Origin of the sequence: Acinetobacter sp. YH12137, assembly GCF_013418535.1 — a bacterium.
In the GTDB taxonomy this organism is placed as follows: Bacteria; Pseudomonadota; Gammaproteobacteria; order Pseudomonadales; family Moraxellaceae; genus Acinetobacter.
Genome location: NZ_VPBW01000009.1, coordinates 31,181 through 44,844, shown reverse-complemented (window position 1 = coordinate 44,844; position 13,664 = coordinate 31,181). Strand labels below are relative to the sequence as shown.

The window sequence follows — 13,664 nt, the reverse complement described above, 5'->3', positions numbered from 1 at the left end:
TAAGTTTGCTACTTTAAGCATATGATCATGCAATTATGAAAAGACTTAAATCAGTTCTACAGCAATCGCTGTTGCTTCCCCACCGCCAATACACAGTGCTGCAATGCCTTTCTTGCCACCAGTACGCTTTAAGGCATGAATCAAGCTCACAATAATTCGGGAACCGGAAGAACCTAGGGGATGACCAAGCGCACAGGCACCGCCATTGACGTTCACTTTTGCTGGATCAAGTTTAAAAGCATCTATTGCTAACATGGTTACCATGGCAAAAGCTTCATTAATTTCCCAAAGGTCTACGTCCTGAGCATCCCAACCCGTTTTTTGCAAGACTTTTTCAATCGCGCCCACTGGTGCAATGGTGAATTCTGATGGATGCTGCGAATGGCTGGCATAAGCCAGAATATTCGCTAGAGGTTTCAGGTTACGCTGTGCTGCAATCTCGCTCGATGTTACGACCAGTGCTGAAGCACCATCGGAAATTGAACTGGCATTTGCCGCAGTAATTGTTCCATCCTTTTTGAAAGCTGGACGTAAGGTTGGAATTTTGTCAGCCTTGGCATTTAAAGGCTGTTCATCCTGTTCTACCACGACATCGCCTTTACGGCTACTGACAGTGACCGGTACGATTTCATCTTTAAAGAAACCTTGCTGCACCGCTGTCACGGCTTTATTTAATGAGCCAATCGCATAGGCATCCTGCTGCTCACGGGTATAGCCCTTTTTATCTGCCATTTCCTGAGCAAGGATTCCCATCGACAGACCTGTTTCCGCATCTTCCAGACCTTCCTGGAACATATGGTCAATGACTTTTCCATGCCCCATACGGAATCCGGCCCGTGCCTTGTCCATTAAATAGGGTGCGTTTGACATCGATTCCATACCACCTGCAACCACAATCTCTGCTGAACCGGCCTTGATTGCGTCTGCTGCTTGCATCACCGCCTTCATGCCTGAACCACAAATTTTATTAATCGTGGTCGCCCCGGTGGAATCCGGTAGACCCGCCTGACGCATGGCCTGACGTGCCGGACCCTGTTTTAAACCGGCAGGAAGAACGCAGCCCATAATCACTTCATCAATATCATTGGCTGCCAGACCTGCACGCGCTACCGCTTCCTTGATCGCTACAGCACCCAAATCTGGTGCCGTACAGCTTGAAAGTGAGCCTTGAAAACCGCCCATTGCGGTACGTACAGCTTCTACAATTACAATCATTCTAATCTCATCCTTTAACATCATTGTTATCAACACTGCAAAGTAATAGCTCTACAGTGTTCGTCCTTCGCAATATTTGCGGGTTTAGGCCTGTGCAGTGAAATATTCTTCTGGCAATTGCATCACCAGCTCCGCACCTGCCTGAATACGTTGAATTCTCGCACTCAAATCCGGGAGTACTTTAGCAATATAGTAATTAGCCAGTACCAGTTTATTCTGGAAATAGCTTTCTTCTTTGGTAGCCGCCGCTTTACTGATACGCGCATACATATAGACGAAGCTCAACAAACCTACGGCGTGCAGATAATCAACAGCAATGGAGTTGGCGAAATCAGGATTCTGCTGAGACTGCTCAACAATAAAATTGGTAATATCTTCCAGTTGCTGACAGGTATCTAAGGTTGCCTTTTTAATCGTTAAGGCATCATCTAGACTTTGGGCAAATTCACGGATTTCTGCAATATACTCTGCAATATATGCACCTTTACATTTCGTAGTTTTACGGCCAATCAGGTCAATTGCCTGCACCCCATTGGTCCCCTCATAGATCTGTGAAATGCGCAGGTCACGGATACATTGTTCCATGCCCCATTCACGGATATAGCCATGACCACCGAAGCACATTTGTGCTTCAAGTGCAGCATCCAGTGCTTTATCGGTGAGGTAAGCTTTGGCAATAGGCGTTAATAAAGCCACACGATCAGTTGCTTTACGTACCGCCTCAGGGTCGGTGGAGTATTTGGTAATATCCAGCTGCTGGCCGACATAGACTGCGAAAGCACGAGAAGCTTCATTATTGGCACGCACATTCAGCAACATACGGCGTACATCACCATGTACCAGAATTGAATCGGCTGGTTTTTCTGGTGATTTAGCACCGGTTGATGCACGGCCCTGTAAACGGTCGGTCGCATATTGTGCGGCATTCTGATAAGCAAATTCTGCCGCGCCAATGCCTTGAATCCCCATCGACAAACGTTCATAGTTCATCATCACGAACATGCCCGCCAGACCTTCATTTTCATTACCCACCATATAGCCTTTGGCACCATCAAAGTTCATGACACAGGTTGCCGAGCCTTTAATACCCATCTTATGTTCGATCGAACCGGCAGCGACCGCATTGCGCTCACCCAGGGAACCATCGGCATTAACCAGGAATTTTGGGACAATAAACAGAGAAATACCTCGTGAACCTGCTGGCGCGTTCGGTGTTTTGGCCAGTACCAGGTGAATGATATTTTCACTCAGATCATGCTCACCGCTAGTAATGAAGATTTTGGTCCCGGTAATGTTATATGAACCATCTTCGTTTGGTTCAGCCTTGGTTTTGATAATGCCCAGATCTGTCCCTGAATGCGGCTCAGTTAAACACATCGTGCCTGACCATTCACCCGTATAGAATTTTGGCAGATAGGTTTCTTTCTGTTCCTGCGAAGCACGGTCATTGATCGCCATGCCAGCCCCCACGGTTAACAGCGGGTAAAGCATGAAAGAGGGATTGGTACTCCAGATCATTTCGTCTGCAAGTACAGTCAGCATTTTTGGCATGCCCTGACCGCCCCATTCTTCAGGCGCGCCCAGCCCCACCCAGCCACCTTCGGCAAACTGTTTGAAAGCTTCTTTAAAGCCTGCAGGTGTTTTGACTTCACCATTACTAAACTGAGCACCACCTTCTTCATCTGCAGGGCGGTTCAGATCAAGAATCACATTCTTGGAAAACTTGGCCATCTCCTCCAGAATTGCATTTGCAGTTGCCATATCTAAATGTGCAAGATTTTCATTGTCTTGCCAAAATTGTTCGGCCTGAAACACATCATTTAAAATAAATTCCATGTCTTTTAGCGGCGCATTATAAATAGGCATTTTCATATTCCTTCACTGGTGATACTCAATTCTGTTACTGAGTATTTTTTCATTATGGATTCGAGAAAATATTTTGAGGATTTTTGCTCGAATCCATGCATGTCATTCAAAAATCATCATATCGAATTAATCTGGCGATGAATTCATTGACATAAATTAGCGATATAAAATTTAAAATCAAAAACTTTATACCTCTGGTATTTACTGAATCATTAAAACTTAAATCCATTGATGAATGAAAAATTTAAGCTGTTAAAATGACTCTGGCTTCACTTCGCTAAACCTTGTCTGGTCTGGGTTTAAAACGAAAATATGATTCAGCTTTATGCCCTAAAACCATAAATCAAATATATTGAAAATGGAATTTTATTTAGCAAAGTTGATCTCAAGGGTTCAATTTTCTTGACAATATTTTTAGCGCAGCTGTATATGACTTTTTTCTACAAGAAATGTTGAATAAATATACAAATTTAGATAAATATCACGACCTTAGTTTTATAGCTATACCTGTGAAAATAGCATATTCTTAGTAGGTTCCTTTTCGAAAATGATGAGTCAAGAAGATGACGACTGTAAGACAGCAGAACTTCCTTCTTCGTAAAGAGAAGATCCTGAGCATGGCGGAAAGTCTACTGCTTGATAATAATCAGGACATCACCTTGAGTGAACTTGCTGAAGAACTGGACATCGCCAAAGGAACCATCTACAAGCATTTTAAAAGCAAGAACCAGTTATATTTAGAACTCATCATTCTGAATGAAAAAAGAATTCTGGCAATTTCCGATAAATATAATAACGATATTAAAAATTATGTTTCGCAATATATGCTTTATCACATGCTCAATTCAAACCGGACTATTTTGCTGCATGTTATTGAAGAGCGTTTAACCAATAATGAAAAAAACCTGAAAGAGTTATTTCAGGAACTCTATCGTATTCGTGAAGAACGGATTATCCGCATTAAAGATATGACCCATGATTATCTGGTATCTTTAGACAGTGCCATGTCAATCCGGGATTATTTATCTTATATCTGGACAGTCACTTATGGCGCTTCATTATTATTAAATTCGACCAGTTATCAAAAAGCGATTGGTTCACGTGAACGCCTGATTAAGCTATATATTAATCAGGCATTGATGACGCCAGATAAAATATCGGCAGTTTCATAAAAAATGCCTAATCATGATTAGGCATTTTAGAATTATTTTTTAAATGGCAAATATCAAGCCATAGTTTCAGGCGGGAAGCCATCTTCAGTTAATGCCGCGATAATCTCAGATTCGCTTGCACTCGATTCAACTTCCACCATTTTGCTGACCACATCAACATCTACTTTAGCATTTTCATCCAGCTCCTGAATGGTTGCCGTCACACTACGTGCACAACCACCACAAGTCATATTTTCAATACGGAATTTCATCTTGATCTCCCTTTGATCAGTTTAAATTTGGGTTAAGCGAATTTTAATTCAAGGCTATTGATCTGCTTTGATAGCCGTATGTGCAGTTTTCCCATGTGACACACCCTGCTCAATCTGTTTCAGAATCTGACAGTCAGATTGCTCATCTCCAGCACACTGTGCAACCGATTGCTGCAAAATTTTCATCATATTTTGCATGTCCGCAATTTTCTGTTGCAGTAACTCGATATGCTTTTGCGCCAACTGTTTGACATCACTGCTGTGTCTGGCATCGTTCAGCCACAGGCCGAGCAATTCTTTCATCTGTTCAGAAGAAAAACCCAGTTCACGCGCATGCTGAATAAAACTTAAAGTCTTGATGTCATCGTCACTATAGATACGATAACCCGAATCGCTACGTTTAGGATTGGGTAATAAACCGATATCTTCATAATAACGGATCATTTTGGCCGAGATCCCGGAGCGTTTCGCGGCCTGTCCAATATTCATTACACTGCCTCCTTCAACTGGATCGGCTGATAAGTCTTTAAACGAAGCGCATTGCTGACCACAAAAACTGAGGATAATGCCATCGCGCCTGCTGCAAACATCGGTGATAACAAAATACCGAAGAATGGATACAACAGACCGGCAGCAATCGGAATCAAGGCAATATTATAGACAAAGGCCCAGAACAGGTTCTGTTTGATATTGCGCATGGTCGCCTGACTCAGGCCAATACCGGTTGCCACATGCTGTAAATTTCCAGACATCAGCACCACGTCTGCTGCTTCGATTGCGACATCCGTACCAGTTCCTATTGCCATTCCAACATCGGCCTGAGCCAAAGCAGGTGCATCATTAATCCCGTCACCGACAAAAGTGACGATGCCATGTTGCTGTTGGAGTTGGCGTACCGCATCGACTTTTTCATTAGGCAGAACTTCAGCAATGACATGATCAATCTTCAACTGTCTGGCAATGGCCTGTGCAGTATGCTGGTTATCACCGGTGATCATGGCAATCTTTAAGCCTTGATCATGTAAGGCCTGAATCGCACTATAGGTTGTGGCTTTAATCGGATCAGCCACAGCAATAATGGCAGCCAATTTTTGATCTATAGCGACATATAAAGGCGTGCGTCCCTGTTCGCCCAACTGTTGTGCCTTCTCTTTAAAAATATCGACACTTAAACCCAATTGCTGCATCAGGCGTTCAGCGCCAATATGAATTTGCTGACCTGAAACTTGAGCTTTCACGCCTGCACCGGTGATTGAATCAAAATCACTGACTTCAGGTAGTTGCAGCTGTTGTGCTTTCGCAGCTTCCACAATCGCATGGGCAATGGGATGTTCAGACTTGGCTTCCACTGCTGCGACCATTTGCAATACTGTTTGCTGCTCAAAACCAGACGTCACTGCAAAATCGGTCAGGGCTGGTTTTCCTTCAGTTAAGGTTCCGGTTTTATCTACCGCCACAACTCTGGTTTGCTGCATGAGTTGCAATGCTTCGCCTTTACGGAACAATACACCCAGCTCTGCCGCCCGGCCGGTGCCGACCATGATAGATGTTGGCGTAGCCAAGCCCATTGCACAAGGACAGGCAATAATCAGTACAGCAACAGCATTGACCAGTGCATAAGTCAGATTTGGTTCAGGACCCAACAGGAACCAGACGATAAAGGTCAAAGTCGCGAGAAGCATCACAGCCGGCACAAACCATAAGGTCACTTTATCGACAGCTGCCTGAATGGGAAGCTTTGCGCCTTGTGCCTGTTCCACCATATGAATGATCTGAGCCAGGACGGAATCTTGACCGACCGCAGTCGCCTTGATCTGCAAAGTGCCATTCTGATTCACCGTTCCGCCAATTACCCGATCTCCAGCCTGTTTAGCCACAGCTAAAGGTTCACCGCTGATCATGGCTTCATCGATATAACTTTGACCAGAAACGACTTCACCATCAACTGCGACTTTCTCACCCGGACGAATCTCGATCAGCATGCCCTGCTGTACATCAGCAATCGCCAGATCAACCCAGGTTCCATTTTGCTGTACTCGAGCAGTTTTTGGCTGCAAGCCAACCAGATATTGAATCGCTTCAGAGGTTTTACCTTTGGCTCGAGCTTCCAGATAACGTCCCAGTAAGATCAAGGCAACAATCACAGCCGCCGCTTCGAAATACACATGTACAGTGCTTTGCGGCAATAATTGCGGAAAGAAAGTGGAAATACAGGAAAATCCATAAGCGGCTATTGTTCCCACGGCAACCAGAGAATTCATATCGGGTGCCAGTCGCAACAATGCCGGAATCCCATGCTGATAAAACCGCCGTCCTGGAATCAGCAAAACCAGAGTCGTCAGTACATACTGGATATACCAGCTGTTTTGGGTACCTAGCGTATGTGCAATCCAGTGATGAAAAGCCGGAATCAGATGTGAACCCATTTCCAGAATAAACACCGGAACAGCCAGAATTAGTGCTAACCATAAGTCACGTTTTAGCTGTTCAGTTTCAGCGGTTTTCTTTTCCTGAAATGCCGTCTGGGCATCGGTAGCCTGTGTATCTAATTTTTCATGGGCGTTATACCCCGCTTTTTTGACGGCAGCAATTAAAGCTGGAAGCTGACTACGCGGCGCCTTGACCAAAGCTGTTTCAGTAGCGAGATTGACGTGTGCTTCACTTACCTGATCGACTTTTAATAAAGCCTTTTCTACACGTGCCACACAGGAGGCACAGGTCATTCCTTCAATAGCCAGTTGAATTCGGTCGGTTTGAATATCAAAGCCGGCCTTTTGTACCGCCTTAACCAGTTGGAAAACAGCGAGAGGACGAATTGCAGTGACATGAGCTTTTTCGGTTGCCAGATTAACCTGCGCATCCAGTACCTGATTGACTTTTTTCAAGGCTTTTTCAACACGAGCTACACAAGAGGCACAGGTCATGCCTTCAATATTTAAATCAAACTGCTGGATCACGGCTTCAAAACCGATTTTATTGATAGCATTGACGAGTTGCGTTGCAGGAATAGGTTGTTCACTTTTTAAAAAAGCCTGTTCAGTGGAGAGATTGACGTTCGCTTCCACCACACCTTCAATTTTCTTTAAGGCTTTTTCCACACGTGCGACACAAGAGGCACAGGTCATTCCTGAAATCTGTACCTGCTGTTCGTACAACTGTGTGGTTGCTGGTTTATTCATTCTGCACTCTCCATTCACCCATTCACTGCCTATGCTATAGCTTAAACATTACCATAATGGGAAGGTCAAGCTTCTGGTTTAAATTCTTGATCTTTCATTATATGAAGGCATAAAGTCCAATAAAAAAGCCCAAAGATGACTTCAGGCTTTTTCGAGATTTAGTGAAACTAATTTGTTAAATATTTACTCAGCAGAAATATCTTCAAAAAGAATTGAAGATAAATAGCGCTCACCACCATCTGGCAGAATCACCACGATATTTTTGCCTGCATTTTCAGGACGTGCAGCCAGTTGCGCAGCTGCAGCCATTGCAGCACCACTTGAAATACCCACCAAGATGCCTTCTTGAGTCGCAGTTTTACGTGCCCATTCCACTGCATCGCTACTAGTAATGGCAATCACTTCATCTACCAGATCCAGATCCAGGTTCTTTGGAATAAAGTTCGCGCCAATACCCTGAATTTTATGTGGTCCTGGAGTGAGTGTCTCACCACGTTTTGCCTGACCAATAATGGCAGATTCAGCAGGCTCTACAGCAACTGAATAAATCGGCTTGTTTTTCACTTTTTCAAAAAAGCGTGAAATACCGGTAATCGTACCGCCTGTACCTACACCCGCTACCAGAATATCGACATTACCTCCAGTCGCTTCCCAGATTTCAGGACCGGTCGTCTCTTCATGGATTTTTGGGTTGGCCGGATTTTCAAACTGTTGTGGCAGGTAATACAGTTCAGGATTTTCATTCACCAGACGTTGTGCTTCTTCCACCGCGCCTTTCATGCCTTTGGCTGGATCTGTCAGTACTAAATTAGCACCTAATGCTTTCACCACTTTACGGCGTTCAATACTCATGCTGGATGGCATGGTTAAGGTAATATCATAGCCTTTAGCCGCTGCTACAAATGCCAGCGCAATACCGGTATTACCACTGGTTGGCTCAACAATGTGCATGCCCGGCTTCAATTTACCTGACTTTTCTGCATCAGCAATCAAGGCTGCGCCAATACGGCATTTCACCGAAAATGCCGGGTTACGGCTTTCAATTTTCGCAAGTACAGTCGCTCCGCCTGAAATGGCACGATTGATACGAACCAGAGGGGTATTACCAATTGCCTCTGCATTATTGCTATAAACCGCGATACCTAAATTGGCAGGTGTTGGAAAAGCTGAATCTGTAGTCATTAGAATATCCTTGATGTTATTCGCCAAGATGTATTTACATGATACAAGCATTTTCCGGCTTTGTAGATGCCTGAAACAAGATGGAATCACGATAGCAGTTTGAAATGAAACATCTTCTTTCTAAAAAACCGGAACACGATAAAATTATCTTATATTTTAATTAGTAAATTATAACTATTCTTGATAACACAATTCATTAAAAACCATAGTAATTCACGCTTTCTATCCATCAATTCATGCTGTTCGAGTCGTATAATTCGCGGGCTGTAATTGTATAAATGGACATAGTAAATGAAAACCGATCTTGAAATTGCCGCGATGCGGGATTCAGCTCAACAGGTTGTCGGTATTTTAAAGTTAATGGCCAATACGGACCGACTGCTCATTTTATGTCATCTCTCCCAAAATGAACTGAATGTCTCTCAAATTGAAGAGATTACCGAGATCAGACAGCCAACCCTGTCTCAGCAGCTCATGATTTTGCGTAAAAGCGATGCGGTAAATACCCGTCGAGACGGTAAACAGATCTATTATTCGATCAAAGACCAGAACCTGGTAGAAATGTTAAAAAAGCTTTATCAAATCTACTGTGTAAATCAAGCAGTCGCTTAAAGCTGCAATTTACCTCATTCGTCCTGTTTTATTTTAAAGCGATCTGCCTGATTTAAATTTTCTCTACTGAGAGTTTTAAGTCTTTTGCCTTGATCCTTTGTCCTCTCATTCATTTTTTAAAATGTGAATGATCACCTATTTATATCCTAAGACTTCTTAGCAGAATTTGTGCATAATATATCTATATTTGTGATTTAGACCTGTATATGCCAAATTTTAAGTCTAGACTGCTCAATAGACTCCCTGCCTGGTCATGGTTAAGTCAGTACAGCCCAGTGAAATTAAAATCAGATGTACTGGCTGCCCTGATTGTCGTCGCGATGCTGGTACCCCAAGGGATGGCCTATGCCATGCTGGCAGGTTTGCCACCGATTATGGGACTCTATGCCAGTATTCTACCAATGATCATTTATGCCTTATTGGGCGGCAGTACGACCTTATCGATTGGACCAGTAGCCATCATTTCCATGATGACCTTTGCCACACTGAATCCTTTATTTGAAGTAGGTTCTCCGGTCTATATTGAAGCGGCAACTTTATTGGCATTGATGGTCGGCATTATTTCCCTGCTTTTGGGCCTGTTCCGTTTTGGCTTTTTGATTCAGCTGATCAGCCATCCAGTCATTCAGAGTTTTATTATTGCTTCGGCTCTATTGATTGCTTTTGGACAGTTCAAATTTCTGGTGGATTTGCCTTTAAAAGCCAATAATATTCCCGAGCTGGTGAAAAGCCTGGTTGAATATTTGCCACTTTTGCATCTTCCGAGCCTGATCTTTGGCCTGCTTTCTATCGGCCTACTGGTTTATCTGCCAAAACTATTAAAATCTCAAGCGATACAAAGTCGGATCGGTTCGACTGATTTTCTGGTTCGAGCAGTTCCACTGATTCTGGTTTTTCTCGGTATTGCTGCCGTTCTGTTTTTGGATTTAAAAGTTCAAGGCATTAAAACGGTCGGAGAAATTCCTTCAGGCTTTCCGCCCTTGTCTTTCCCGCACTGGAACTGGGAACTGGTGATGACCTTATTACCGGGTGCCAGCATGATTGCCATGATCAGCTTTGTAGAATCTCTCTCTATTGCTCAGGCAACGGCGCTACAGCAGCGTAGCAATTTAAACAGTAACCAAGAATTAATTGCGCTCGGTGTAGCCAATATCAGTGCCGGAATCAGCTCCGCCTTTCCTGTAACCGGCAGCCTGTCACGTACGGTGGTTAATGCTGACGCTGGTGCCAAAACACCTTTGGCTGGCGTATTGTCTTCTTTATTGATTGTCGTGGTTAGTCTGTTTTTTACCAGCTTCTTTGAGGATCTGCCGCTGACCATTCTGGCTGCAACCATTATTGTGTCTATCTGGAAACTGGTCAATTTCCAGCCTTTCGTCGATGCCTGGCGTTATTCCAAAGCTGATGGCATTGCCATGTGGATTACTTTTTTTGGTGTGGTATTACTGGATATTACTACCGGTCTAATCGTCGGGATTATTTCGACCTTTATTCTTATGCTATGGCGCATCAGCCGCCCTCATATTGCAGTCGTGGGTCTGGTCGAAGGCACCCAGCATTTCCGGAATATCCAGCGTCATCAGGTGATGACTTCTGATCGGGTTCTATCTCTGCGTATTGATGAAAACCTAAGTTTTTTAAATGCGCATACTCTTAAAGGTTATCTGATTAATCAGTTAAGTTTAAATGACAAGTTAGAGCATGTGATTTTGAACTGCTCTAGTATTAGTGCCATTGACTTGAGTGCTTTGGAAACGCTGGAAGAGCTCAATGCTGAATTATCCAAACTGAATATTCGCCTGCACTTTGCAGAAGTGAAAGGCCCGGTATTCGACCGCTTGCAAGCCTCCAAACTCATGACACATTTGAGTGGCCGGATTTATCTAACCCATTTTCAGGCAATTCAGGATCTGGCTCCGGAAATCTTCGAGAAGCCTCAACATTATATGATTTAAGATTTTTTAATTCGTTGTATGATAGACATGCTGTCATGCAACGAATTGAACTGAAACATAACTGGAAATGATTGATTTAAATTCTATATTCATTTAAAAAATAAAGATTAAAAACCAATCAGTAAATCTGGCTATTTCTAAGAATTTTGTATGGAAATAATACGATCAAGATAAAAAACCATCTTAATTATTTATTAATTTTCAGTCACTTAAATATTATCTAAAAATATATTTTAAGCGATCCTTAATTTAAGTATAAAATAACGCAAATTTTTTTCGCATTTAGCCCTCGTAATTTTCACAAGGCAACCTTATGTTTTCTGCCCTATCGCGTCTGAGTTTAGTCTCCCGAATCATCATCGCCATTATTCTAGGCGTTGGTGTGGCTCTGTTATTTCCTGAAGCTGCACCTTCCTTAAGCCTGTTGGGTGATCTGTTTATTAAGGCACTAAAATCCGTCGCGCCAGTTCTGGTTTTCATTCTGGTTCTTGCATCAATTGCAAATTTCCAGGTTGGCCAGACCAATTCAACGATAAGACCTATTATGCTGATGTATGCTGTCGGCATGTTCCTGGCAGCATTAAGCGCTGTGATCGCCAGTATTTTATTTCCAAGCACATTGTTCCTGGATATTGCAGCGCAAGGTGATTTACAGCCGCCAGGCAGCCTAGGTGAAATTCTCAAAAATTTGGTGCTGAGCTTTGTAGCGAACCCGGTGGTTGCCATTGCTGAAGCGAATTTTATTGGAATTCTGGCATGGTCAATTGCGTTAGGAATTGCCTTCCGTCATGCATCACACACAACTAAAACCTGTTTAAATGACGCTGCCAATGCAATCAATTATGTAATTCGTCTGGTGATCAGCTTTGCGCCAGTGGGTATTTTTGGTCTGGTTGCCGTGACTTTTGCTGAAGCGGGCCTAGATACCTTGACCAGCTATGCGCATTTATTAGCTGTTTTGCTGGGTACCATGGTATTTGTAGCCTTGGTGATTAACCCGTTAATGGTCGGTTTCATTACCCGTCGTAATCCGTATCCACTGGTCTTTACCTGCTTACGTGAAAGTGGCATTACCGCGTTCTTTACCCGCAGTTCTGCTGCCAATATTCCGGTAAACCTGGACTTGGCAAAACGCTTAGGTGTGAAAGAGACTACTTCAAGCGTAGCAATTCCTTTAGGTGCAGCAATTAACATGGCCGGTGCATCAGTGACGATTACCGTGTTGTCTTTAGCTGCAGTAAATACTTTAGGTGTTAATGTTGACTTCACTACTATGCTAATTCTTTCTATCGTAGCGACTGTGTCTGCGTGTGGTGCTTCAGGTGTGGCTGGTGGTTCACTATTGCTAATTCCCGTGGCTTGTGGCCTGTTCGGGATTTCTTCAGATATCGCAATGCAAGTGGTGGCAATTGGTATGGTGATCAGTGTATTGCAGGACTCTACCGAGACTGCACTCAACTCATCTACCGATGTTTTATTTACAACAGCAGTAGACCGCGCTACAGATTGATTTTATATTGAAGAATCAAGATGTTTTTCTAATGATATTGCCATGCCATTACAGCGTTTACCATCGTGGGTTCAATTGGGTGCATTCTTCCTTGCGGTAAATGCCGGAATGATTAATGTATTAGGACTGGTGACCGTGTTGCATCAGTCCGTTTCACATATGACCGGTAACGTCAGTATGCTGGCGATGGCGCTGCTGGACTGGCAACCACGCCAGATTTTGTATCTGATTCTGGTTACGCTCTGTTATGTGATTGGCTCGATGTATAGCGGGCTGATTTTAGGAAATAGTCACTTTCGCTTGGGACGCCTGTATGGTTATCCTTTAAGCCTGGTGGCTTTTTTTATATTCATTTGCTGGCTGTTATTGCCCTATTTCCCGCGTTATGCCTTGTTATGGGCCTGTGTCGCGATGGGTGTACAAAATGCCATGGTCAGCCACTATAAAGGTGCGATTATCCGGACCACCCATTTGTCTGGTGTACTGACCGATTTAGGTCTGGCTATGGGCTATCGCCTGCGTGGTCTGGTAGTAGAATCCCGTAAAGTGATCCTGCATATGCTGATTCTGGCCGGCTTTTTGGTGGGTGGCATACTTGCCAGCTGGATTTATCCTTATTTAAAATTAAATGCATTCCTGGTCCCTACAGTGTTAAGCCTGCTGCTTAGCCTGACCTATTGGGTGATCTATTTACGTTATCGACATCAACACGACTAATTTCT

11 protein-coding genes and 1 pseudogene are annotated in these 13,664 nt (G+C 43.5%); 5 read left to right on the top strand and 7 right to left on the bottom strand.

Annotation, left to right across the window (positions count from 1 at the left end):
- Positions 1 to 45 precede the first annotated feature (45 nt).
- Positions 46 to 1,221 carry a thiolase family protein gene (locus FTU72_RS06780; protein WP_180011048.1) on the bottom strand — a complete coding sequence of 392 codons (1,176 nt, stop codon included), beginning with the start codon at positions 1,219 to 1,221 and terminating at the stop codon, positions 46 to 48.
- Between the two features lie 78 nt (positions 1,222 to 1,299).
- Positions 1,300 to 3,081, bottom strand: coding sequence for an acyl-CoA dehydrogenase C-terminal domain-containing protein (locus FTU72_RS06775; protein ID WP_180010999.1), 1,782 nt, complete (start codon positions 3,079 to 3,081; stop codon positions 1,300 to 1,302).
- A 563-nt stretch (positions 3,082 to 3,644) separates the two neighbouring features.
- Here FTU72_RS06775 and FTU72_RS06770 point away from each other — a divergent pair.
- Positions 3,645 to 4,253, top strand: coding sequence for a TetR/AcrR family transcriptional regulator (locus FTU72_RS06770; protein WP_005235816.1), 609 nt, complete (start codon positions 3,645 to 3,647; stop codon positions 4,251 to 4,253).
- 53 nt (positions 4,254 to 4,306) lie between these two features.
- Here the strand turns inward: FTU72_RS06770 and FTU72_RS06765 are convergent, their stop codons facing one another.
- The 5 genes and pseudogenes from FTU72_RS06765 to cysK all read right to left on the bottom strand — a co-directional run bounded on the left by FTU72_RS06765 (position 4,307) and on the right by cysK (position 8,865).
- Positions 4,307 to 4,504 carry a heavy-metal-associated domain-containing protein gene (locus FTU72_RS06765; protein WP_034704558.1) on the bottom strand — a complete coding sequence of 66 codons (198 nt, stop codon included), beginning with the start codon at positions 4,502 to 4,504 and terminating at the stop codon, positions 4,307 to 4,309.
- Between the two features lie 54 nt (positions 4,505 to 4,558).
- On the bottom strand, positions 4,559 to 4,993 hold the full coding sequence (gene cueR, locus FTU72_RS06760) for a Cu(I)-responsive transcriptional regulator (RefSeq protein ID WP_159122916.1): 435 nt from the start codon (positions 4,991 to 4,993) through the stop codon (positions 4,559 to 4,561).
- Positions 4,993 to 7,476 carry a copper-translocating P-type ATPase gene (locus tag FTU72_RS06755; protein ID WP_373685624.1) on the bottom strand — a complete coding sequence of 828 codons (2,484 nt, stop codon included), beginning with the start codon at positions 7,474 to 7,476 and terminating at the stop codon, positions 4,993 to 4,995. Before FTU72_RS06755 ends, cueR begins: the two co-directional genes overlap by 1 nt.
- Before the next feature lie 45 nt (positions 7,477 to 7,521).
- A pseudogene (locus FTU72_RS16555) lies at positions 7,522 to 7,629 on the bottom strand (cation transporter); the annotation flags it as partial.
- A gap of 237 nt (positions 7,630 to 7,866) precedes the next feature.
- Entirely contained in the window at positions 7,867 to 8,865 is a 999-nt protein-coding gene (gene cysK / locus FTU72_RS06750) for a cysteine synthase A (RefSeq protein ID WP_004785600.1), read from the bottom strand.
- A gap of 291 nt (positions 8,866 to 9,156) precedes the next feature.
- Between cysK and FTU72_RS06745 the strand changes: the two genes are divergently transcribed.
- From FTU72_RS06745 to FTU72_RS06730, 4 genes are all read left to right on the top strand, one after another.
- A complete protein-coding gene (locus tag FTU72_RS06745; RefSeq protein WP_179992606.1) occupies positions 9,157 to 9,477 on the top strand; it encodes a metalloregulator ArsR/SmtB family transcription factor in 321 nt (106 codons plus the stop codon).
- Between the two features lie 206 nt (positions 9,478 to 9,683).
- Complete coding sequence (locus tag FTU72_RS06740; RefSeq protein ID WP_179992607.1) at positions 9,684 to 11,432, top strand: SulP family inorganic anion transporter; 1,749 nt, start codon at positions 9,684 to 9,686, stop codon at positions 11,430 to 11,432.
- Positions 11,433 to 11,745: 313 nt separating this feature from the next.
- Positions 11,746 to 12,942 (top strand): serine/threonine transporter SstT, encoded by a 1,197-nt coding sequence (sstT, locus tag FTU72_RS06735; protein ID WP_004785593.1) that lies wholly within the window; start codon positions 11,746 to 11,748, stop codon positions 12,940 to 12,942.
- Between the two features lie 42 nt (positions 12,943 to 12,984).
- The gene (locus tag FTU72_RS06730; RefSeq protein ID WP_104426089.1) at positions 12,985 to 13,659 is read left to right on the top strand and encodes a YoaK family protein; all 675 of its coding nucleotides are present in this window, start codon (positions 12,985 to 12,987) and stop codon (positions 13,657 to 13,659) included.
- Positions 13,660 to 13,664 lie beyond the last annotated feature (5 nt).

What these genes read in the sequence shown, in the direction of transcription:
- cueR (WP_159122916.1), bottom strand. Translation starts at nt 4,993, where the DNA reads ATGAATATTGGACAGGCCGCGAAACGCTCCGGGATCTCGGCCAAAATG.
- FTU72_RS06745 (WP_179992606.1), top strand. Translation starts at nt 9,157, where the DNA reads ATGAAAACCGATCTTGAAATTGCCGCGATGCGGGATTCAGCTCAACAG.
- cysK (WP_004785600.1), bottom strand. Translation starts at nt 8,865, where the DNA reads ATGACTACAGATTCAGCTTTTCCAACACCTGCCAATTTAGGTATCGCG.
- sstT (WP_004785593.1), top strand. Translation starts at nt 11,746, where the DNA reads ATGTTTTCTGCCCTATCGCGTCTGAGTTTAGTCTCCCGAATCATCATC.
- FTU72_RS06775 (WP_180010999.1), bottom strand. Translation starts at nt 3,081, where the DNA reads ATGCCTATTTATAATGCGCCGCTAAAAGACATGGAATTTATTTTAAAT.
- FTU72_RS06765 (WP_034704558.1), bottom strand. Translation starts at nt 4,504, where the DNA reads ATGAAATTCCGTATTGAAAATATGACTTGTGGTGGTTGTGCACGTAGT.
- FTU72_RS06740 (WP_179992607.1), top strand. Translation starts at nt 9,684, where the DNA reads ATGCCAAATTTTAAGTCTAGACTGCTCAATAGACTCCCTGCCTGGTCA.
- FTU72_RS06730 (WP_104426089.1), top strand. Translation starts at nt 12,985, where the DNA reads ATGCCATTACAGCGTTTACCATCGTGGGTTCAATTGGGTGCATTCTTC.
- FTU72_RS06770 (WP_005235816.1), top strand. Translation starts at nt 3,645, where the DNA reads ATGACGACTGTAAGACAGCAGAACTTCCTTCTTCGTAAAGAGAAGATC.